Consider the following 18,433-nt stretch of genomic DNA (forward strand, 5'->3'; position numbering starts at 1 on the left):
GCTTGGTTCGACCGCCTCGGATTACCTCGCCTCTCATGACCTCAAGCTCTCGAACCGCCCGGTGCGGACCCGCATGCCCGGTGGTGTGGGAGGGGTGGAGTCGATAATGACTCCCCCCTATCCCGATGTGGTCCTTGTTGCCGCTGCGTCTCCCCCTTTCGAGGGCCCCCTTCAGTCGTATTGGCGTGCTGGGTCATCCGACCGATAGTCACGCCCACACAGCGGCGGTGGGCGCCGCAAAGGAGCAGCACATGCACTTTGAGGAAGTTGACGCGGGAGATTTCCGCATCTATGCCGGCGCGATCGAGCGGCCCCGCACCTTTGGCTATGTCGCCGCCGTGGTGGTGATGCGGGTGCGTGGCCAGGCGCCGCGTCAGGAAGCCTTTCGCGATGAGAACCTGGCCGGCGGCTATGGCTGGGCCTCGCCGTCCGACGCGCTGCGCTTTGCTGTCAATGCCGGGCGCGATGTCGTGATGTGCGGCGGTGGCTCGCTGTCGGCCGCGCGGGCCTGATCCGGGCTGGCGGCAAATCCGTCGCTAAGCACCGTCATTCCGTGCTTCGTCGCGCCGATCCTCGGGCGCGCTTGGTCCCGCACCCGGTGCCCGCTATCGTGTGGGCATGTATGAGGCACACCTTCCTGAGTCAGCCGCCCGGTCGACCCTTCCCAGCCAGCGCCAGGCCTGGCTGGGCTTCGTGGCCTACCTGACGCCATGGCGTCTGGGTCTGGCTTCTTGCATGGGCGTCATTGCCGCCTTGCTACTGACGCCGCTATTCATCACACCCTTGCCGGTGCTGCTGGGGCGCACGCTGTTCGTGGCCTTGCTGGCCTTGCTGGCATTTTCGGCGGCGGGGCAATGGCCGAGACGTCTACCAACATGGCTGGCGCGGTGGCTGTTTCAGGTGCTGGTCGTTGGCTTCAGCGTGCCTGTGGCCACCTTGGTGGTCTATTTGGTGGCGGTGGGGGGCGACATTGGCAGCTTGCTGCGCAGCGAAGGGCGGCTGCTGGGCTTTCTCTGGATAGCTGGCTCGGGCCTGCTGATCGGGCCGCTGCTGGCCATGGGGGCGTTGTACCGGCAGCGCGACGCCGAGGCGCGCAGCCAGGCCCTGCGCTTCGAGCTGGAACGCAGCGAGCTTGAGCGGCGGGCGCTGGACGCCCGACTGCGCCTGTTGCAAGCCCAGGTTGAGCCGCACTTTCTGTTCAACACGCTGGCCAACGTGCGGGCTCTGGTCGAGACCGGCTCGGCCCAGGCCGCGCCGGTGCTGGGCAGCCTGATCGCCTATCTGCGCGCCGCGATGCCGCGCCTGCATGACGAGGCGGCAAGCTTGGGCGACGAGCTGGCCTTGGTCCGAGCCTATCTGGAGTTGATGCATCTGCGCATGCCGGATCGGCTCAACTACCGTATCCAGGTGCCGGCCGAGCTGCTGGGCCTTCGCTTTCCGCCGATGGCCTTGTTGACCCTGGTGGAGAACGCTGTGCGGCACGGCATCGACCCGAGCGAGGAGGGGGGCAGCATCGAAGTCTCGGGCCACCGGCTTGATCCCGAGGGGCCGGTGTCCCTGTGGGTTAGCGACTCCGGCGTTGGCCTGCTTCATCCGATGGGGGCGGGGACCGGCCTGCGCAATCTGCGTGAGCGCCTGCAGGTGGTGTACGGAGTCTCGGCCCGTCTCGATCTGACCGAGAATCTGCCCCGGGGCCTGCGGGCCGAGATCCAATTCAAGCCATGACCCTGAGTGCACCGACCGCCCTGATCGCCGACGATGAACCGCTGCTGCGAGACAGCCTGGCGCGAGGCCTGGCCCAGGCCTGGCCCGATTTGCAGGTGCTGGGACAGGCGCGTAATGGGCGCGAGGCGGTGGCGCTGTTCGAGCGCTTGCAGCCCGATATCGTGTTCCTGGATGTGCATATGCCGGGCCTGAACGGGGTCGAGGCGGCCCGGGTAATGGCGCGGCGGGCCCATCTGGTCTTTGTGACCGCCTACGAGCAGTATGCGGTCCAGGCCTTCGAGCAGGGAGCGCTGGACTATCTTGTCAAGCCTGTCGAATCGGCCCGTCTGGCCGATACGGTCGGTCGGCTGCAGGAGCGGCTGCGCGGCTCGGCGCCGGCCCCCGGCGTTGACGCGGCATTGGAGGCCGCGATTGCGCAACTGACGGAGCGGCTGCGCACGCCGGTGACGGCGGCTGCACCGGCGCCGGCTTATCTGCAATGGCTGCGGGCCTCGGTTGGGGCCAGCCTGAAACTGATCCCGGTCGAGCACATCATCTTCATGCGCTCCGATGAGAAGTACACCTTGGTGGTATGGAACGAGGGCGAAGCGCTGATACGCACACCGATCCGCGAACTGATCGAGCAACTGGACCCACAGGTGTTTGTGCAGGTGCACCGCTCGGTAGTGGTGAGTTTGCGCGCGATCAGCCATGTGACGCGCGGTCCAAACGAAACAGCCGATCTACATCTTCGCGGCCGCGCCGAGGTACTGCCGGTCAGTCGCAGCTATCTGCACCTGTTCCGGCAGATGTAGGGCGGGCCGCCCGGCTCAGCGCTTGACGGCGGGCTGCTGGGCCTGCGACTGGCCCTGAACGACGACCGGTTCGAGCTGCCAGACTGCGACGCCGAGGCTGGCGGCCTGGAACAGGGCCAGCACTGTCAGCAGCAGCACGGCCAGCATCAGCGCCGTGTGCAATGCGCTGTCGGAGAAGCGGTGCAAAAAACGCATCGAACCATGCTGCCGGAGGGACTGAAGGCTGCCGAGCCAGTGCTTGCTGTCCATGATGGTCTCCTGCTGGGGCTTCATCGTGATCGATCGGCCTTTTCAAGTCTAGTTGGCCCGGCCTGCTGCTTCCAGCGCGCCGCCGGCCAGCAGTGCGATTCGTTTCTCAGGCAGCACATAGACGATTCCGCGCTGCCGGCCCAGAACTGGGTCCACCACGGTCTCGTAGAAGTCCACTGCGACCACCACGCAGCCCAGCGAGATCCGGTTGTCTTTGGGCGTGTCTGATTGCAGCCGCTGCGGGCGACGCTCGCTCGCCGCAGCAGGGCGCAGGCGATGGATTGCCAGACCGGCCTCATAGTCAAACCAGACCACCGCCTCGCCCTGCAGATTGCGGCCCGGCTCGGACGTAAAACGGCCAGCCGGTGTGGTGCGCTCGAATGGGAGGATCTCGGACGGTGCGCGCTGGCCCACGCCAGGCACCGCATGGTCACCCGGCGCCGAACCCAACAGCGCCGCTGCGGCGCCCAGCAATTGACCGCTGCCTGCGAACAGATACAGCCTGGCGTCTTGCTTGTCGACGATGGCGAAAGGCCGGCCCTGGTGGTCGTGCTGGCTCAGCACCCAGTTGACCTGGCTGCGGACCGCCGGCGAGATGGACTCCCCGGAGAAGTCAGCGCCGCAGTGACAGGCGCCAGCGAGGACGATGCCGATAAAAAAAGTGCCAATCCGGGCCCTGAATCCCATCTCCGCCCCCGTCGTCTGCTGCGTTGACGCATCAAAAAGCCGGGCTCGGCCCGGCTTCGGTCGTGGCAATATTACGCAGGCGACGAGCTGATCAAGTCAGAATCAAAAAGGCCAAGGCCCCTTATTTCTGGCTCAGGAGGACGGACGTGGCCGGGAAACGCTGGCTGGGAAGCTTGTTGAACACCGCTTCGAGCGGCTTGACCTCGGGCAGCACATACACGACGCCACGCCGGCCTTGGAAGGTTTTGCGCAGCACGGCTTCGTAAAAGCGCTGCGGCACATTGATGCAGCCGTAGGAAATGCGGTTGTCTGCCGGGCTGGGCGATGCCAGCCGCTCCAGCCGGCGCTCGCTGGGCTCAAGCGCGCGCACCCGATGCATGGACACGGCCGCGTCATAGTCTACCCAGATGACATCCTCGCCCATCGAGTTGCGCCCGGGCTCAGCGATATAGCGCCCGGCCGGGGTGGTGCGCTCCTCGGGCCGTATCTCAGCAATCGGGCGGGCGCCGATGCCGGCCACGGTGTCGTCACCGACCGCTGCGCCCAGCAGCACCGGACTGGCGCCGAGCAGACGGCCCAGGGCGTCGAACACGAAGACGCGGGCTTCGAGCTTATCCAGGATGACGAAGGGCATCGCGCGGTGGTCACCCGAGGCGACGGCCCAATTGGCGACCCGGCGGGCGGGTTCGGAGGCAGGCTGGGCCCGAAAGTCAGCCAGGCGGGAGCTGTAGGCGCTGGTCTGCAGGGGCGCAGCCAGTGGGCTGGCGACGAAGGCGTTGTTCTTTCTGAGCCCGGAGCCGTCCGGCGGCAAGATCAAGGCCAAGACCGCAGTGCCGAGCAGCAGGCCCTGTCGAAGTCCGCCGAAAAGTTCGGCGCGAGACGGCAGCTCAAAGCGGGGCGGTGGGCAGTAGGATCTGTACACGATGAGCGGGGGGCTGAACGTGGTGGTGTGATGTTCCATGAAGCAAGGTCCCGAAGCGCAGCGGATTCGGATCCGGGAAGCTTGGGGACCTTGTTCAACCGGCGCTCCTCAGAGCGGGCGGTTGAAGATCATGAAGACAGGGCTCAGTTGCGATCAGCGCGCGGGGCACGCTCGGTCAGCGCCGCGTTGTCATTGTTGTTGCTGTCGGCCGGGGCAGTGCCTGTCGTTGCCGACGTGCTGCTGTTCACCGGCGGGGTCTGGGTCGAGGGCTGCATGGTGGTATTGGTGTCCGGCTGGGTCGACTGGTTGGTCCCAGGCTGGGTCGACTGGTTGGTCGATTGGTTAGCTGGCGCCGCTTGGTTCATATCGGTCGACCGGGCTTGCTGCTCGGCCGGGGCGGGCGTCATGCTCTGGCTGTCGGTGCTGGCAGGGGTTTGTTCCGAGGTCTGCGCATAGGCCAGACCGATGGCGCCGACCAGAGCAGCTGCAGCAGAAATCGTCGTCAGGGTTTGCGAGATTTTCATGTCATTTCTCCTTGATTGAGGTTCTGAGGGCTTCGTCAACAGAAGGCCGTGGGGCCTGACTCAAATCTAGGCTTCTGACCTCAGCAGAAGAATCGGAAGGTGGCGCATGCACCTGTAGGACGGTGGCTGTCAGCAATTGCTACCGTGGACTGGCGCTTGCAAGAAAAAAGGGGCCGTGTGGCCCCTTGCTGATGGTGTTGCCGGTTCTCAGATTGGCTGGGTGCGATGCTGCAGCCAGGCCAGCGCCTCACCGCCGAGCAGCGGGGTCAAGCGCTGGCGGACTTCGGCGTGATAGCGGTTGAGCCAGTCGATCTCGTCGCTGCGCATCAGGGACAGGTCGATGCAACGCGTGTCGATCGGGCACAGCGTCAGCGTCTCGAAGCGCAGCATGTCGCCGAACTGGCCTTGCTCGGGCGTGTCGTGTGGGACGTTGAGGATTAGGTTCTCGATGCGCACGCCCCACTGGCCGGGTCGGTACACGCCGGGCTCATTGGAGGTGATCATGCCGGGCTCCATGGCCATGGTCGCGTCGGGGATGGCCTTGGAGATGCTCTGCGGACCCTCATGCACATTCATGAAATAGCCGACGCCATGGCCGGTGCCGTGGCCGAAGTCCAGGCCGTGCTCCCACATCGGCACGCGCGCCAGCGCATCCAGCATCGGGCTCAGGGTGCCGCGCGGGAACACCGCACGGCTGAGATTGATCATGCCCTTGAGCACCAGCGTGTAGTCGCGCTTGTGCGCGGCGTTGAGCTGGCCGATCGGCCAGACCCTGGTGATGTCGGTCGTACCGCCCAGGTACTGGGCGCCGGAGTCGATCAGCAGCAGGCCGTTGCCCTGGATCTCGGCATGGGACTCGGGCGTGGCACGGTAGTGCGGCATTGCGCCATTGCTGTTGAAACCGGCAATGGTCGGGAAACTCAGGCCCACAAATCCGGGGCGCTTGACGCGCTCGGCCGTCAGCTTCTCGTCGATTGTGATCTCAGTGATGCGCTCGCCGCGCGCCTGCGCCGCCTCGAACCAGGCATAGAACTCGCACATCGCGGCGCCGTCCTGTGCCATCGCCTCGCGCACGAAAGCGGCCTCGGCGGCGGTTTTGCGGCTCTTGGCCAGGGTGCTGGGGTTGATGGACTCGACCACGCGCACGTCGTCCGGGGCTGCCTCGCGCAGGCCCAGCGTCACGCGCTTGGGGTCCAGCAGCAGCACGGCCTGGGCGGGCAGGGCGGCCAGGGCCTGCGGCGCTTGGGCATACTCGGCCACAATCACGCCATCGGCCGCCAGGCGGGCCTGCAACTCGGCCGGCAGCTTGCCGGTACCGACGAACAGCGTGGCGCTATGGGCATCGAGCAGCAGATGGGCCAGGAAGACCGGGTTGTAGTCGACGTCGGCGCCTCGCAGGTTCAGCAGCCAGGCGATATCGTCGACAGTGGAGATGAGGTGGTGGCTGGCGCCCTTGGCCGCCATGCCGGCGCGCACCTCGGCCAGCTTGTCGGCGCGACTGACGGCCGCGTGCGGCGCCAGGTGTTCATAGATGGCTGCAGTGGGCAGGCCGGCGCGGCCCTCCCAGGCAGACTCGACCACATCGACCTCTGTGCGTAGCTTGATGCCGGCGCGCAGCATCGCGGCGCGCAGCTGCTGGGCCAGCGCCAGGCCCAGCACCTGGCCGTCCACCGCCAGGGCCTGGCCCGGCTGCAGTTGCTCGGCAATCCACTCGATGTAGTGGGTGGCTGCACCGGTGGGTATCTTGACCAGCTCGACCCCGGTGCCGGCCAGCTCCCGCTCAGCCTGCGACCAGTAGCGGCTGTCGGCGAACACCGCAGCGCGCTCCAGTGTCACGACCAGGGTGCCCATCGAGCCGCTGAAGCCCGACAGCCACTGCCGGCCCTGCCAGCGCTCGGGGAGGTATTCGGACAGATGGGGGTCGGCCGAGGGCACGAGGGCGGCATGGGTGGCGCTGGCACGCAGGGCGTCGCGCACTCGCTCGATGCGCAAGGTGATGGGGGAGCTGCGGGTGTCCATGATGTCTCCGGCATGGCGCCTCATGAGCGCCGTTGTGGGCTGAACCGCGATTCTAGAGCTCGGTGCGCAGGGTCCACAGTTCCGGGAACAGCACCACGTCCAGCATCTTGCGCAGATAGCTGACGCCGCCGGTGCCGCCGGTGCCGCGCTTGAAGCCGATCACCCGCTCCACCGTCGTCACATGGCGGAATCGCCAGAGCCGGAAGGCATCTTCCAGATCGACCAGCTCCTCGCCCATCTGGTAGAGGTCCCAGAAGGCCTTGGGCTCACGGTAGACCTGCAGCCAGGCGGTCTGTACGCCTTCGTCGGCCGCATAGGGCAGAGTCCAGTCGCGCGCGGTGTGGCTGGCAGGTACGGCGATGCCGCGCCGGGCCATCAGGCGCAGCACTTCGTCATAAAGCGAGGGCGTCTCGTAGGCCTGCTGCACGCCGGCCAGCAGATCGGGCCGGTGCGCATGGGGCTTGAGCATGGCCGCGTTTTTGTTGCCCAGCATGAACTCGATCTGCCGATACTGCGCACTCTGGAATCCGCTGCTGTTGGACAGATAGGGGCGGATTGCACTGTACTCGGGCGGTGTCATCGTGCCCAAGACGTCCCACGCATGCACCAGCTGTTCCATGATGCGCGAGACCCGGGCCAGCATCTTGAAGGCCTCAGGCAGCTGGTCTGCCGCTACATGGCGGACTGCGCCATGTAGCTCGTGCAGCATCAGCTTCATCCACAGCTCCGAGGTCTGGTGCTGAACGATGAAGAGCATCTCATTGTGGTCGGGCGAGAGCGGGTGCTGGGCAGAGAGCACCTGGTCCAGGTGCAGATAGTCGCCGTAGCTCATGTCCTTGGAGAAGTCGAGCTGAGCGCCTTCTTCACGAACGACGATTTCGGTGTGATGGAGAGGGCAATTCATGTCACTGCAGCCTTGGCGTTGAAACGTGCTTCGCGCCACTCGCCGCTGGCCAGCACCTGGCGCAACTGCTCGATGGCGTCCCAGACCTCGGCGAAGCCGATGTATAGAGGCGTGAAGCCGAAGCGCAGGATGTGCGGCACCTGGTCCAGCCGGGCCGGATCGCCGGCGCGGAAGTCGCCGATCACGCCGCGCGCAATCAGAGCCTGGATCACAGCGTAACCGGCCTGCTCCAGTGGTGCCTTGAGCGCCAGGCAGACCTGGCTGCCGCGCCGTGCGGCCTCGCGCGGCGAGACAACGTAGACGCCCAAGTCTTTGTCGGATTTGGCGCCGCAGCGCTGCTCGGCCAGGGCCGCGAAGGCCTCGGTCAGCGCCAGCGATTTCTCGCGCAGCGCCGCCATGCCGCCCAAGGGCTCGGCCGCCAGCACCGTGTCGACGCCGCATTCCAGCGCCGATGTCGCGATCACCGATGGCGTGCCGCAGACATAGCGGCGCACGCCGGGGGCGGGCTGGTAGCCGGGGGTGAACTGGAAGGGCGCGGCATGGCCCATCCAGCCCGACAGCGGTTGCCAGAAGCGATCGGTGTGGCGCGGATGCACCCAGACAAAAGCCGGCGCGCCGGGGCCGCCGTTCAGATACTTGTAGCCGCAGCCGATCGCGAAGTCGGCATTGGCACCGTTCAGGTCGACCGGCACCGAGCCGGCCGAATGGGCCAAGTCCCAGACAGTCAGCGCACCGGCAGCCTGCGCGGCGGCGGTCAGCGCTGCCATGTCGTGGCGGTAACCGGTGCGGTAGTTGACCTCGGTGAGCATCAGCACCGCAAGATCGGCGTTCAAGGTGCTCGGAATCTCGTCCACGCCGTCCACCAGTTTCAGTGTTAGGCCGTGCTGGGCACAGAGGCTCTCGGCGATGTAGAGATCGGTCGGGAAATTGCTGCGCTCGGAGACGATGAGCTTGCGCTGCGGGGAATCAGCCTGCCCGATACGGATCGCGGCGGCGAGTACTTTGTAGAGGTTCAGCGAGGTCGAGTCCGCGACGATCAGCTCGCCCGGCGCGGCGCCCACCAGTCGGGCAATCTTGTCACCTACCCGCTCGGGCAGATGCATCCAGTCGGCGGTATTCCAGCTCTTGATCAGGTCCTGCCCCCACTCCTGGGCGATCACTTCCTGCACGCGAGCGGCGGTGGCCTTCGGCAGCACGCCCAGTGAATTGCCGTCGAGGTAGATCACTCCGGCGGGCAGGTCGAACTGTTGTTTCAGTCCACGCAGCGGATCGGCGACATCGCGCGCCAGGGCTTCTTCTCTTGTCTTCATCGTCAACTCCAGATTCAAAGTGCGCGCAAGACGGCGCGCACGGGGGATGCACAGGCGCCGGCAAGCTTCAGCGGCAGCGCAATCAGTTCATAGTCGCCCTCGGCCACCTCATCGAGAACCAGGTTCTCCAGCACGCGCAGATCGAGGCGCAGCAGCTGTTGGTGGCTGTCCAGACTCTTGCTGCTGGCTGGATCGACCGAGGGCGTGTCCAGGCCGATCAGGCGCACGCCTTGGGCTGCCAGCCATTCGACGGTCTCGGGGTCGTAAGCCGTGAAGTCCGGATTCCAGGTCGTGCCTGCCTTTTCGCAGCAACGCACCAGCACGCGCGGCGGTAGGTCCGTCGCTGCGTGTTGCAGATGGGCGATGCGGATCAGCGGCCCGCAGCCGATGGCATGGATCACGCGGCACGGGCCCAGATAGGCATCCAGATCGACTTCGGCCGCGCTTGCCACACCATCCGCGTAGTGCAGCGGCGCATCGGCATGCGCGCCGACATGCGGCGACATCGTGATCGCGCTCAGATTGACCGGGCATTGCGGCGATAGCCGCGCAGTCCAGCGCAGCGCGTAGGGCTCATCGCCCGGGAAGATGGGCGAGTCGCTGGCCACCACGGGAGAGATATCCCAGAGGCGTCGTTTCATGGGGACTCCTTCAATCTCATAACTCAACAGCGGCGGCACCTTAACAAGGCAGCCCAGGCCGTGGTGTCGGTTAATTCCAACAGGACTTGAAAGCGCCGTTCGACCTGTTGATCGCGGGTAAGTCCCGAGTTTGGCACAGGCTGAAAGTAATTGACACCTAAACTATCGATGCCTAAAGTGAGCCCAACTCTGGAGATCCAGGAATGCGCATCACCTGCATAGGCGGCGGTCCCGCCGGTCTGTATTTCGCCCTGCTGATGAAGCAGCAGAACCCGGCCAACGAGGTCACCGTACTGGAGCGCAACCGCGCCGGCGATACTTTTGGCTGGGGGGTCGTGTTCTCTGACCAGACCCTGGCGGCGCTACGCGAAGCCGATCCGAAGACGGCCGGGCAGATCCTCGACGCCTTCAATCACTGGGACGATATTGCCGTCCACATCAAGGGCAGCACCCAGGTCTCGGGCGGCCACGGCTTTTGCGGCATCGGCCGCATGAAGCTGCTGAACATCCTGCAGGACCGTTGTACCGAGCTGGGGGTGGAGATTCGCTACCAGAGCGATGTGCAGGACGATGCCGATATCGACGCCGACCTGATCATCGCGGCCGACGGTCTGAACAGCCGGGTGCGCACGAAGTACGCCACCACCTACCAGCCCGATATCGATCTGCGCCAGTGCCGCTTTGTGTGGCTTGGTACGACCAAGCTATTCAACGCCTTCACCTTCGACTTCCAGCAGACCGAATGGGGCTGGTTCCAGGCCCATGCCTACCGGTTCGATGAGACGCACTCGACCTTCATCGTCGAGGCGCCCGAGTCCGTCTGGCAGGCTGCCGGCCTGGAGGCGATGAGCAAGGAGGAGGGCATTGCCTTCTGTGAGAAGCTGTTCGCTAAGGTGCTGGACGGCCACAAGCTGATCTCCAACGCCTCGCATCTTCGCGGCTCGGCGCAGTGGATACGCTTTCCGCGTGTGGTCTGCAAGCGCTGGGTGCATCACAACGGCCGTGCGCCGGTGGTGCTGATGGGCGATGCGGCCCACACCGCGCATTTCTCGATCGGCTCGGGCACCAAGCTGGCGCTCGAAGATGCGATCGGCCTGGCTCGTGATATTGGTGCCCATGGTGGCGACCTGACAGCCGCGCTGCAGCACTATGAAGCCACCCGCAGCATCGAGGTGCTGCGCATCCAGAACGCCGCGCGCAACTCGACCGAGTGGTTCGAGAACGTAGCCCGCCACGCCAATCTTGAGCCCGAACAGTTCGCCTATTCGCTGCTGACCCGTTCGCAGCGAATCTCCCACGAGAACCTGCGCCTGCGAGATGCCGGCTATGTCGAGCGCTTCGAGCACTGGCTGGGACAGCGCAGCGGCATCGACAAGGCCGTGCCGCCGATGTTCACGCCGTTCACACTGAAAGGCCTGAGCTTGAAGAACCGCGTTGTTGTCTCGCCGATGGCGCAGTACTCCTGCGTCGACGGCCTGCCCGGCGACTACCACCTGACCCATCTGGGCGCGCGCGCGATGGGCGGTGCCGGCTTGGTGTTTGCGGAAATGACCTGCCCTTCGGCCGACGGGCGCATCACTCCGGGCTGCCCGGGCCTCTACACCGACGATCAGGGCGCCGCGTGGAAGCGCATCGTTGACTTCGTCCATGCCCACAGCACGGCCAAGATTGCGATCCAGATCGGCCATGCCGGCGCCAAGGGCTCGACCCGGGTGGCCTGGGCGGGCATTGACCAGCCGCTGGAGAGTGGCAACTGGCCGCTGATCTCCGCCTCGCCCCAGCAGTATCTGGACGGCGTCAGTCAGGTCTCGCGGGCGATGACGCGCGCCGATATGGACCGGGTGCGGGAAGAGTTCGCTGCCGCGACGAAGCGCGCGCTGGCGGCCGGATTCGACTGGCTGGAGCTGCATTGCGCCCACGGCTACCTGCTGTCCAGCTTCATCTCGCCGCTGACCAACCAGCGCAGCGACGAGTACGGCGGCACGCTGGAAAATCGCTTGCGCTATCCGCTGGAAGTGTTCGCCGCGATGCGCACGATCTGGCCGCAAGACAGACCAATGTCGGTGCGGATCTCGGCACATGACTGGGTCCAGGGTGGCATCACCCCGGAAGACGCGGTGCAGATCGCCGGGGCCTTCAAGGCGGCCGGCGCCGACCTGATCGACGTGTCTTCTGGGCAGGTCAGCAAGAAGGAAAGGCCCACTTATGGCCGCATGTGGCAGACGCCGTTCTCGGAGAGTATCCGCAACCGCGTCGGCATCGCGACGATCGCGGTCGGCGCGATCTCCGAGGCCGATCATGTCAACAGCATCATCGCGGCTGGCCGTGCCGATCTGTGCGCGATCGCTCGCCCGCATCTGGCCAACCCGGCCTGGACGCTGACCGAGGCCGCGCGCATCGGATACCTGGGCGGGCAGGGCGTGGACTGGCCGCAGCAATACCAGGCCGGCAAGGTACAGCTGGAGCGCGAGTTCGAGCGGCAACGCTCTCAGGCTGCGGCCGGCCCGGGCATGTCCGCGCTGGAGCAGGCTAACAAGGCGCTGGGAGTCTGATGTGACTGATCTCCAAGGCCTGCATGCGGTAGTGACCGGCGGCGGCAGCGGCATCGGCGCGGCGGTGGGGGCTTGCCTGCTGGCGGGCGGCGCACGCGTCACGTTGATGGGCCGCCAAATCGAAAAGCTGCAGGCGCAGCGAGTGCTGCTCGGTGGCGATGTCGCGGTGCAGACCATCGACGTTGGCGACGAGGCCAGCGTGAAAGCAGCCTTTGCCGCGGTTGGTCCGGTCGACATCCTGGTCAACAACGCCGGCCAGGTCGAGACCGCGCCGTTGCATCGCACCAGCCTGGCGTTGTGGCAGCAGATGCTCAATGTCAACCTGACCGGCACCTTTTTGTGCTCGCGAGAGGTGATGGTGGGCATGAGCGAGCGTGGCTTTGGGCGCATCATCAATGTGGCCAGCACCGCCGCGCTGAAGGGCTACGCTTATGTGGCGGCCTATTGCGCAGCCAAGCATGGCGTCGTCGGGCTGACCAGGTCGATGGCGCTGGAACTCGCCCGCAAGGGTGTGACGGTCAACGCCGTCTGCCCCGGCTATACCGAGACCGATATCGTCGCGCAGGCGGTGGCGACGATCAGTGAAAAGACGGGCCGCAGCGCCGAGGCCGCGCGCGCCGAGTTGGCCGCCAGCAACCCGCAGGGCCGTCTGATTCAGCCCAAGGAAGTAGCCGCCAGCGTGCTGTGGCTGGCTCGGCGTGACAGCAGCGCGATCACCGGCCAGGCGATTGCGGTCTGCGGTGGGGAGCTGATGTGATGTTGGATTCCGAGCAACAGTTTGGCCCGGACATCGAGTCCCGCGTCAATGACCACGACCACCAGGCGCTGAAGCTGTGGCTGCGCCTGCTGGCTTGTACGACACGCATCGAGGACCAGATCCGCCAGCGCCTGCGCCATGACTTCGCCACCACTTTGCCGCGCTTCGATCTGCTGGCCCAGTTGGAGCGGCACCCGCAGGGCCTGGCGATGCGTGAGCTGTCGCAGCGCCTGATGGTCACCGGCGGCAATGTCACCGGTATCACCGACCAGCTGGAGGCTGAGGGCCTGGTGCAGCGCGAGCCCCATGCGACCGACCGCCGCTCCTACACCGTCAAGCTGACGCCGGCCGGCAAGCGCCAGTTCAAGCGCATGGCCGCGACGCACGAGAGCTGGATCGTCGAGCTGCTCAGCGGCTGGAGTGCCGAGGAGAAGGCCCAGGTCTACGGGCTGCTGGCGGGGCTGAAGACCCATCTGGCTGAGACAACGAGGAAATGAGCGATATGGACAAACATCTGATAGAGGGCAATCGCCGCAGCCTGGCAGGCTTCGCGCCACAGCACTTCGGTTGGCGCCAGGAGGGCGCCGTTGGCGTGATCACGCTGAACCGGCCTGAGCGCAAGAATCCGCTGACCTTCGAGTCCTATGCCGAGCTGCGCGATCTGTTCCGCACGCTGAGCTATGTGGACGAGGTTGGCGTGATCGTCGTGCAGGGCGCCGGTGGCAACTTTTGCTCCGGCGGCGATGTGCACGAGATCATCGGCCCGCTGACGAAGATGAGCATGCCGGATCTGCTGGCCTTCACGCGCATGACGGGCGACCTGGTCAAGGCGATGCGCGCCTGCCCGCAGCCAGTGATCTCCGCCATCGACGGCGTTTGCGCAGGCGCTGGCGCCATCATCGCGATGGCCTCAGACCTGCGCGTCGGCACCGCGCGCAGCAAGACCGCCTTTTTGTTCACCCGCGTCGGTCTGGCGGGCTGCGATATGGGCGCCTGCTCCATCTTGCCGCGCATCGTCGGCCAGGGCCGCGCTTCGGACCTGCTCTATTCGGGCCGCAGCCTGGGCGGCGAGGAGGGCCTGAGCTGGGGCTTTATGAACCGGCTGGCCGAGCCCGAGGCGCTGGAAGCAGCCGCGCTGGCCTGGGCCGCGCAGATCGTCGAGGGTCCGGGCTTCGGCCATGCGATGACCAAGAAGATGCTGCATCAGGAATGGGCCATGGGCGTCGACGAGGCGATCGAATCTGAGGCGCAGGCCCAGGCGATCTGCATGATGACTCAGGATTTTCATCGTGCGTATCACGCCTTTGTCGCTAAGCAGCGACCCGTCTTCGAGGGTAACTGAGATGCATCTGAAACACCTGGCCTGGCCCTTCTTCGGCGACGAGCACCGTGCGCTGGCACGCGAGCTGGATGCCTGGTGCGCCACGCACCTGGATCATGCACACGGTGAGGACGATGTCGACGCCCAATGCAGGCAACTGGTCAAGGCCCTGGGCGCCGCCGGCTGGCTGAACCACGCGGTGGCGGGCGAAGGCGAGGCCATCGACACCCGCGCGATCTGTTTGCTGCGCGAGACGCTGGCGCGCTACAACGGCCTGGCTGATTTCGCCTTCGCAATGCAGGGCCTGGGCTCGGGTGCGATCTCTCTGATGGGCACGCCAGCACAACGCGAGCGCTACTTGCCGCGCGTGGCACGCGGCGAAGCACTGGCGGCGTTTGCACTGTCCGAGCCCGAGGCTGGCTCAGACGTCGCGGCGATGCAGTGCAGCGCCACGGAGGATGGCGACAGCTATGTGTTGAACGGCGAGAAGACCTGGATTTCCAACGGGGGCATCGCGGATTTCTATGTGCTGTTTGCACGTACTGGCGAAGCACCGGGGTCGAGGGGAATATCCGCCTTCATCGTCGACGCCGGGCTGCCTGGATTCGAGATCGCCGAGCGCATCGAGGTGATCGCCCCGCACCCGCTGGCGCGCCTGAAGTTCACGAACTGCCGCGTGCCCAAGAGCCAAATGATCGGAACTCCGGGGGAGGGCTTCAAGGTGGCGATGCGTACCCTCGACGTATTTCGGACTTCGGTGGCCGCCGCAGCGTTGGGTTTCGCGCGGCGTGCCTTGCAAGAAGGTTTGCGCCAGGCGCACGAGCGGCCGATGTTTGGCGCGACTCTTGCTGATCTGCCCTTGACGCAGGCCAAGCTGGCCGACATGGCCTGCACGGTGGACAGCTCGGCCCTCTTGGTCTACCGCGCCGCCTGGCAGCGCGATCAAGGCCTCAACATCACTCGCGAAGCGGCAATGGCCAAGCTGATGGCCACGGAGGGCGCGCAGCAAGTGATCGACGCGGCCGTGCAACTGCACGGCGGCCGTGGCGTGAGGCGCGGCGAGATCGTCGAGTCGCTGTACCGCGAGATCCGCGCACTGCGGATCTACGAGGGGGCCAGCGAAGTCCAGCAGTTGATCATCGGTCGAGACCTACTGAAGAACGGTTGAAGAGAAGACGACATGAGCTACACCGCCCACCTGGATACCTTTGCACGCGAAAACCTCCCGCCCAAGGACCAGTGGCCGGAGCTGGTGTTCGATCTGCCCGAGCTGCAATTTCCCGAGCGGCTGAACTGCGCGCAGGAGTTGCTGGACCGCTGGGTCGAGCAGGGGCAGGGCGAGCGCCTGTGCATGCAGGGGGTCGGTGTGCGCTGGACCTATGCTCAGCTGCAGGCACAGGCGAACCGCATCGCACGTGTGCTGGTCGAGGACCTGGGCGTCGTGCCGGGTAACCGCGTCCTGATGCGCGGCGCGAACACGCCGCAGATGGCGGCCTGCTGGTTTGCGATCATGAAGGTCGGCGCCATTGCAGTTGCGACCATGCCGCTGCTGCGTGCCAAAGAGTTGTGCCAGGTGGTGCAGAAGGCCCAGGTCAGCCATGCGCTGTGTGATGCACGCCTGGCCGAGGAACTGACGCTGGCCCAGGCGCAATGCCCGACGCTCACATCGATCGCTTACTACTTCAGTGAGGCGCCGGACGGCATCGAGGCGCGCGCCGCCGGCAAGCCTGCAGCGTTCGCCAACGTCGAGACTGCCGCCGACGACTGCTGCATCATCGCCTTCACTTCGGGCACGACCGGCGAGCCCAAGGGCACGATGCACTTCCATCGCGATGTGATGGCAATCTGCCGCTGCTGGCCGCCCCATGTGCTGCGGCCCGTGGCGTCGGACATCTTCATCGGCAGCCCGCCGCTGGCCTTCACCTTCGGCTTAGGCGGCCTTGTGCTGTTCCCGATGAGCGTCGGCGCCTCGACCGTGTTGCTTGAGAAAGCCGGGCCCGACGCCTTGCTGCCGGCCATCGCCCAGTATCGCGCCACCGTGTGCTTCACTGCGCCGACCTCCTACCGCGCCATGGCTGCCCAAGTGGGCGTGCATGACATCTCCAGCCTGCGCAAATGCGTCAGCGCCGGCGAGACGCTTCCCGCCGCAACCCGGCAGCTGTGGAAGGACGCCTCCGGCATCGAGATGATCGACGGCATCGGCGCCACCGAGCTGCTGCACATCTTCATCTCGCACACCGAGGCGCAGGCCAAGCCTGGCGCCACCGGCACGCCGGTGCCCGGCTACCGCGCCTGCGTGATGGACGATGAGGGCCAGGTCTTGCCTGCGGGTCAGATCGGTAAGCTGGCTGTCCAGGGACCGACCGGCTGCCGCTACCTTGCCGACGCACGCCAGGGCAAGTATGTGAAGAAGGGCTGGAATCTGACCGGCGACGCCTACCTGATCGACGATGAGGGCTTCTTCGTCTACCAGTCCCGCACCGACGACATGATCGTCTCCGGCGGCTACAACATCGCAGGTCCCGAGGTCGAGAGCGCCTTGCTGGCCCACCCCAAGGTGGCTGAGTGCGGCGTGGTCGGCGTGCCCGACGCGGAGCGCGGCCAGATCGTCAAGGCTTTTGTCGTGCTGCGTCCAGGCGTTCAAGAGCAGCTGGGGCAAGACCCGACCCTGGTGCGCGAACTGCAGGACTACGTCAAGGCGAGCATTGCCCCGTACAAGTACCCCCGTGCGATAGAGTTCCGCGCCAGCCTGCCGCGCACCGAGACCGGCAAGCTGCAACGATTCCGTCTGCGCCAAGAAGGCTGAACCATCCACCCCACCCCTACGGAGATTGGTATGAAGAAGAAAAACCTTGCTGTTCTGTATGCCGCGATGATGTTGGGACTGACAGCAACCGGCGGCAGCGCCTGGGCGGCCGACAAGGTCAAGATCGGTCTCTTGTCCACGCTGTCCGGACCCGGAGCTGGCCTGGGCGTGGATATTCGCGACGGCTTCAATCTGGCCGTCAAGCACGCTGGTGGGAAGTTCGGGGGTCTGCCGGTCGAAGTGATCACGGCTGACGACCAGCAGAACCCCGATGTGGCCAAGCAGACCTCGGAGCGCCTGCTCAAGCGAGACAAGGTCGACTTCATGACCGGTATCGTGTTCTCCAACATCATGCTGGCGGTCGGCCCCAGCGTGTTCGACAGCAAGACGCCCTACATCAGCGCCAATGCCGGGCCCTCGCAGTACGCAGGCGAGCAGTGCAACCCGTACTTCTTCAACGTCGCCTGGCAGAACGACAATCTGCACGAGGCGGTCGGCAAGACCGTGATGGACAAGGGCTTCAAGAAGGTCGTCGTGCTGGCGCCAAATTACCCTGCGGGCAAGGATGCGATCACCGGCTTCAAGCGCTTTTACAAGGGCGCGATAGCCGACGAGATTTACACCAAGCTCGGCCAGTTGGACTACTCGGCCGAGTTGGCCCAGGCCCGCGCCGCCAAGCCCGATGCGATGTACATCTTCCTGCCGGGCGGCATGGGCATCAACTTCATCAAGCAGTTCGTCGGCGCCGGTCTGTCCAAGGACGTGACTCTGTTCGGTCCCGGTTTCTCGGCCGACGAGGACGTGATCAAGGCCGTCGGCGAGCCGATGCTGGGCATGTTCAACAGCTCGCACTGGGCGCATGACATGGACAACCCGGCCAACAAAAAGTTCGTCGCGGACTTCCTGAAGGACTATGGCCGCATGCCCTCGCTCTATGCCAGCCAGGGCTATGACGCTGCGCTGTCGATTGCCGCAGCGGTGCGCGATGTCAAGGGCAAGGTCGAGGACAAGCCGGCCGTGCTGAAGGCGCTGAAAGCGGCGAAGTTCGACTCGGTGCGCGGGCCCTTCAAATACAACAACAACCAGTACCCGGTGCAGGATTACTACCTGCGCGTGATCACCAAGGACACGCAGGGCCGTGTGACCAACAAGACACTCGGCAAGATCTTCAGCAACCATGCGGATGCCTACGCAGGCAGCTGCAAGATGAAGTAAGCCCCGG

18 protein-coding genes are annotated in these 18,433 nt (G+C 65.5%); 10 read left to right on the top strand and 8 right to left on the bottom strand.

Annotated elements, in window-relative coordinates; genetic code table 11:
* Positions 1–251 precede the first annotated feature (251 nt).
* The 3 genes from OOZ63_RS22530 to OOZ63_RS22540 all read left to right on the top strand — a co-directional run bounded on the left by OOZ63_RS22530 (position 252) and on the right by OOZ63_RS22540 (position 2,519).
* On the top strand, positions 252–512 hold the full coding sequence (locus OOZ63_RS22530; protein WP_137942266.1) for a hypothetical protein: 261 nt from the start codon (positions 252–254) through the stop codon (positions 510–512).
* Positions 513–618: 106 nt separating this feature from the next.
* Entirely contained in the window at positions 619–1,725 is a 1,107-nt protein-coding gene (locus tag OOZ63_RS22535) for a sensor histidine kinase (RefSeq protein WP_266007876.1), read from the top strand.
* Positions 1,722–2,519 (top strand): LytR/AlgR family response regulator transcription factor, encoded by a 798-nt coding sequence (locus OOZ63_RS22540; RefSeq protein WP_266007877.1) that lies wholly within the window; start codon positions 1,722–1,724, stop codon positions 2,517–2,519. The genes OOZ63_RS22535 and OOZ63_RS22540 overlap by 4 nt, the downstream gene beginning before the upstream one ends.
* Before the next feature lie 15 nt (positions 2,520–2,534).
* Here OOZ63_RS22540 and OOZ63_RS22545 read toward each other — a convergent pair whose 3' ends face one another.
* From OOZ63_RS22545 to kynB, 8 genes are all read right to left on the bottom strand, one after another.
* On the bottom strand, positions 2,535–2,768 hold the full coding sequence (locus tag OOZ63_RS22545; RefSeq protein WP_266007878.1) for a hypothetical protein: 234 nt from the start codon (positions 2,766–2,768) through the stop codon (positions 2,535–2,537).
* Between the two features lie 48 nt (positions 2,769–2,816).
* A complete protein-coding gene (locus tag OOZ63_RS22550; RefSeq protein WP_266007879.1) occupies positions 2,817–3,455 on the bottom strand; it encodes a L,D-transpeptidase in 639 nt (212 codons plus the stop codon).
* A gap of 121 nt (positions 3,456–3,576) precedes the next feature.
* A complete protein-coding gene (locus OOZ63_RS22555; RefSeq protein ID WP_266007880.1) occupies positions 3,577–4,278 on the bottom strand; it encodes a hypothetical protein in 702 nt (233 codons plus the stop codon).
* 242 nt (positions 4,279–4,520) lie between these two features.
* Positions 4,521–4,901 (bottom strand): hypothetical protein, encoded by a 381-nt coding sequence (locus OOZ63_RS22560; RefSeq protein WP_266007881.1) that lies wholly within the window; start codon positions 4,899–4,901, stop codon positions 4,521–4,523.
* 207 nt (positions 4,902–5,108) lie between these two features.
* Positions 5,109–6,920, bottom strand: a complete 1,812-nt coding sequence (locus tag OOZ63_RS22565; RefSeq protein ID WP_266007882.1) for an aminopeptidase P family protein — start codon at positions 6,918–6,920, stop codon at positions 5,109–5,111.
* Positions 6,921–6,972: 52 nt separating this feature from the next.
* A complete protein-coding gene (kynA, locus tag OOZ63_RS22570; RefSeq protein ID WP_266007883.1) occupies positions 6,973–7,824 on the bottom strand; it encodes a tryptophan 2,3-dioxygenase in 852 nt (283 codons plus the stop codon).
* On the bottom strand, positions 7,821–9,134 hold the full coding sequence (gene kynU, locus OOZ63_RS22575) for a kynureninase (RefSeq protein ID WP_266007884.1): 1,314 nt from the start codon (positions 9,132–9,134) through the stop codon (positions 7,821–7,823). The genes kynA and kynU overlap by 4 nt, the downstream gene beginning before the upstream one ends.
* Before the next feature lie 14 nt (positions 9,135–9,148).
* The gene (gene kynB, locus OOZ63_RS22580) at positions 9,149–9,775 is read right to left on the bottom strand and encodes an arylformamidase (protein WP_266007885.1); all 627 of its coding nucleotides are present in this window, start codon (positions 9,773–9,775) and stop codon (positions 9,149–9,151) included.
* 203 nt (positions 9,776–9,978) lie between these two features.
* Here kynB and OOZ63_RS22585 point away from each other — a divergent pair, with 203 nt between their 5' ends.
* The 7 genes from OOZ63_RS22585 (at position 9,979) to OOZ63_RS22615 (ending at position 18,426) form a co-directional block, all read left to right on the top strand.
* Positions 9,979–12,327: a bifunctional salicylyl-CoA 5-hydroxylase/oxidoreductase gene (locus OOZ63_RS22585; RefSeq protein ID WP_266007886.1), complete on the top strand. Its 2,349-nt coding sequence runs from the start codon at positions 9,979–9,981 to the stop codon at positions 12,325–12,327.
* Between the two features lies 1 nt (position 12,328).
* Entirely contained in the window at positions 12,329–13,084 is a 756-nt protein-coding gene (locus OOZ63_RS22590; protein ID WP_266007887.1) for an SDR family NAD(P)-dependent oxidoreductase, read from the top strand.
* On the top strand, positions 13,084–13,581 hold the full coding sequence (locus OOZ63_RS22595; protein WP_266007888.1) for a MarR family winged helix-turn-helix transcriptional regulator: 498 nt from the start codon (positions 13,084–13,086) through the stop codon (positions 13,579–13,581). The genes OOZ63_RS22590 and OOZ63_RS22595 overlap by 1 nt, the downstream gene beginning before the upstream one ends.
* Positions 13,578–14,426, top strand: a complete 849-nt coding sequence (locus OOZ63_RS22600; RefSeq protein ID WP_266007889.1) for an enoyl-CoA hydratase family protein — start codon at positions 13,578–13,580, stop codon at positions 14,424–14,426. The genes OOZ63_RS22595 and OOZ63_RS22600 overlap by 4 nt, the downstream gene beginning before the upstream one ends.
* 1 nt (position 14,427) lies before the next feature.
* The gene (locus tag OOZ63_RS22605; protein ID WP_266007890.1) at positions 14,428–15,573 is read left to right on the top strand and encodes an acyl-CoA dehydrogenase family protein; all 1,146 of its coding nucleotides are present in this window, start codon (positions 14,428–14,430) and stop codon (positions 15,571–15,573) included.
* Between the two features lie 12 nt (positions 15,574–15,585).
* Positions 15,586–17,211 carry an AMP-binding protein gene (locus OOZ63_RS22610; RefSeq protein WP_266007891.1) on the top strand — a complete coding sequence of 542 codons (1,626 nt, stop codon included), beginning with the start codon at positions 15,586–15,588 and terminating at the stop codon, positions 17,209–17,211.
* A 66-nt stretch (positions 17,212–17,277) separates the two neighbouring features.
* Positions 17,278–18,426, top strand: coding sequence for an ABC transporter substrate-binding protein (locus OOZ63_RS22615; protein WP_266007997.1), 1,149 nt, complete (start codon positions 17,278–17,280; stop codon positions 18,424–18,426).
* Positions 18,427–18,433 lie beyond the last annotated feature (7 nt).

The sequence above is a fragment of the Paucibacter sp. PLA-PC-4 genome (assembly GCF_026241155.1).
GTDB lineage: Bacteria > Pseudomonadota > Gammaproteobacteria > Burkholderiales > Burkholderiaceae_C > Roseateles_E.

Coding starts and splice junctions, on each gene's coding strand:
- OOZ63_RS22530 (WP_137942266.1), top strand. CDS start 252: ATGCACTTTGAGGAAGTTGACGCGGGAGATTTCCGCATCTATGCCGGC.
- OOZ63_RS22535 (WP_266007876.1), top strand. CDS start 619: ATGTATGAGGCACACCTTCCTGAGTCAGCCGCCCGGTCGACCCTTCCC.
- OOZ63_RS22540 (WP_266007877.1), top strand. CDS start 1,722: ATGACCCTGAGTGCACCGACCGCCCTGATCGCCGACGATGAACCGCTG.
- OOZ63_RS22545 (WP_266007878.1), bottom strand. CDS start 2,768: ATGGACAGCAAGCACTGGCTCGGCAGCCTTCAGTCCCTCCGGCAGCAT.
- OOZ63_RS22550 (WP_266007879.1), bottom strand. CDS start 3,455: ATGGGATTCAGGGCCCGGATTGGCACTTTTTTTATCGGCATCGTCCTC.
- OOZ63_RS22560 (WP_266007881.1), bottom strand. CDS start 4,901: ATGAAAATCTCGCAAACCCTGACGACGATTTCTGCTGCAGCTGCTCTG.
- OOZ63_RS22565 (WP_266007882.1), bottom strand. CDS start 6,920: ATGGACACCCGCAGCTCCCCCATCACCTTGCGCATCGAGCGAGTGCGC.
- kynA (WP_266007883.1), bottom strand. CDS start 7,824: ATGAATTGCCCTCTCCATCACACCGAAATCGTCGTTCGTGAAGAAGGC.
- kynU (WP_266007884.1), bottom strand. CDS start 9,134: ATGAAGACAAGAGAAGAAGCCCTGGCGCGCGATGTCGCCGATCCGCTG.
- kynB (WP_266007885.1), bottom strand. CDS start 9,775: ATGAAACGACGCCTCTGGGATATCTCTCCCGTGGTGGCCAGCGACTCG.
- OOZ63_RS22585 (WP_266007886.1), top strand. CDS start 9,979: ATGCGCATCACCTGCATAGGCGGCGGTCCCGCCGGTCTGTATTTCGCC.
- OOZ63_RS22595 (WP_266007888.1), top strand. CDS start 13,084: ATGTTGGATTCCGAGCAACAGTTTGGCCCGGACATCGAGTCCCGCGTC.
- OOZ63_RS22600 (WP_266007889.1), top strand. CDS start 13,578: ATGAGCGATATGGACAAACATCTGATAGAGGGCAATCGCCGCAGCCTG.
- OOZ63_RS22605 (WP_266007890.1), top strand. CDS start 14,428: ATGCATCTGAAACACCTGGCCTGGCCCTTCTTCGGCGACGAGCACCGT.
- OOZ63_RS22610 (WP_266007891.1), top strand. CDS start 15,586: ATGAGCTACACCGCCCACCTGGATACCTTTGCACGCGAAAACCTCCCG.
- OOZ63_RS22615 (WP_266007997.1), top strand. CDS start 17,278: ATGATGTTGGGACTGACAGCAACCGGCGGCAGCGCCTGGGCGGCCGAC.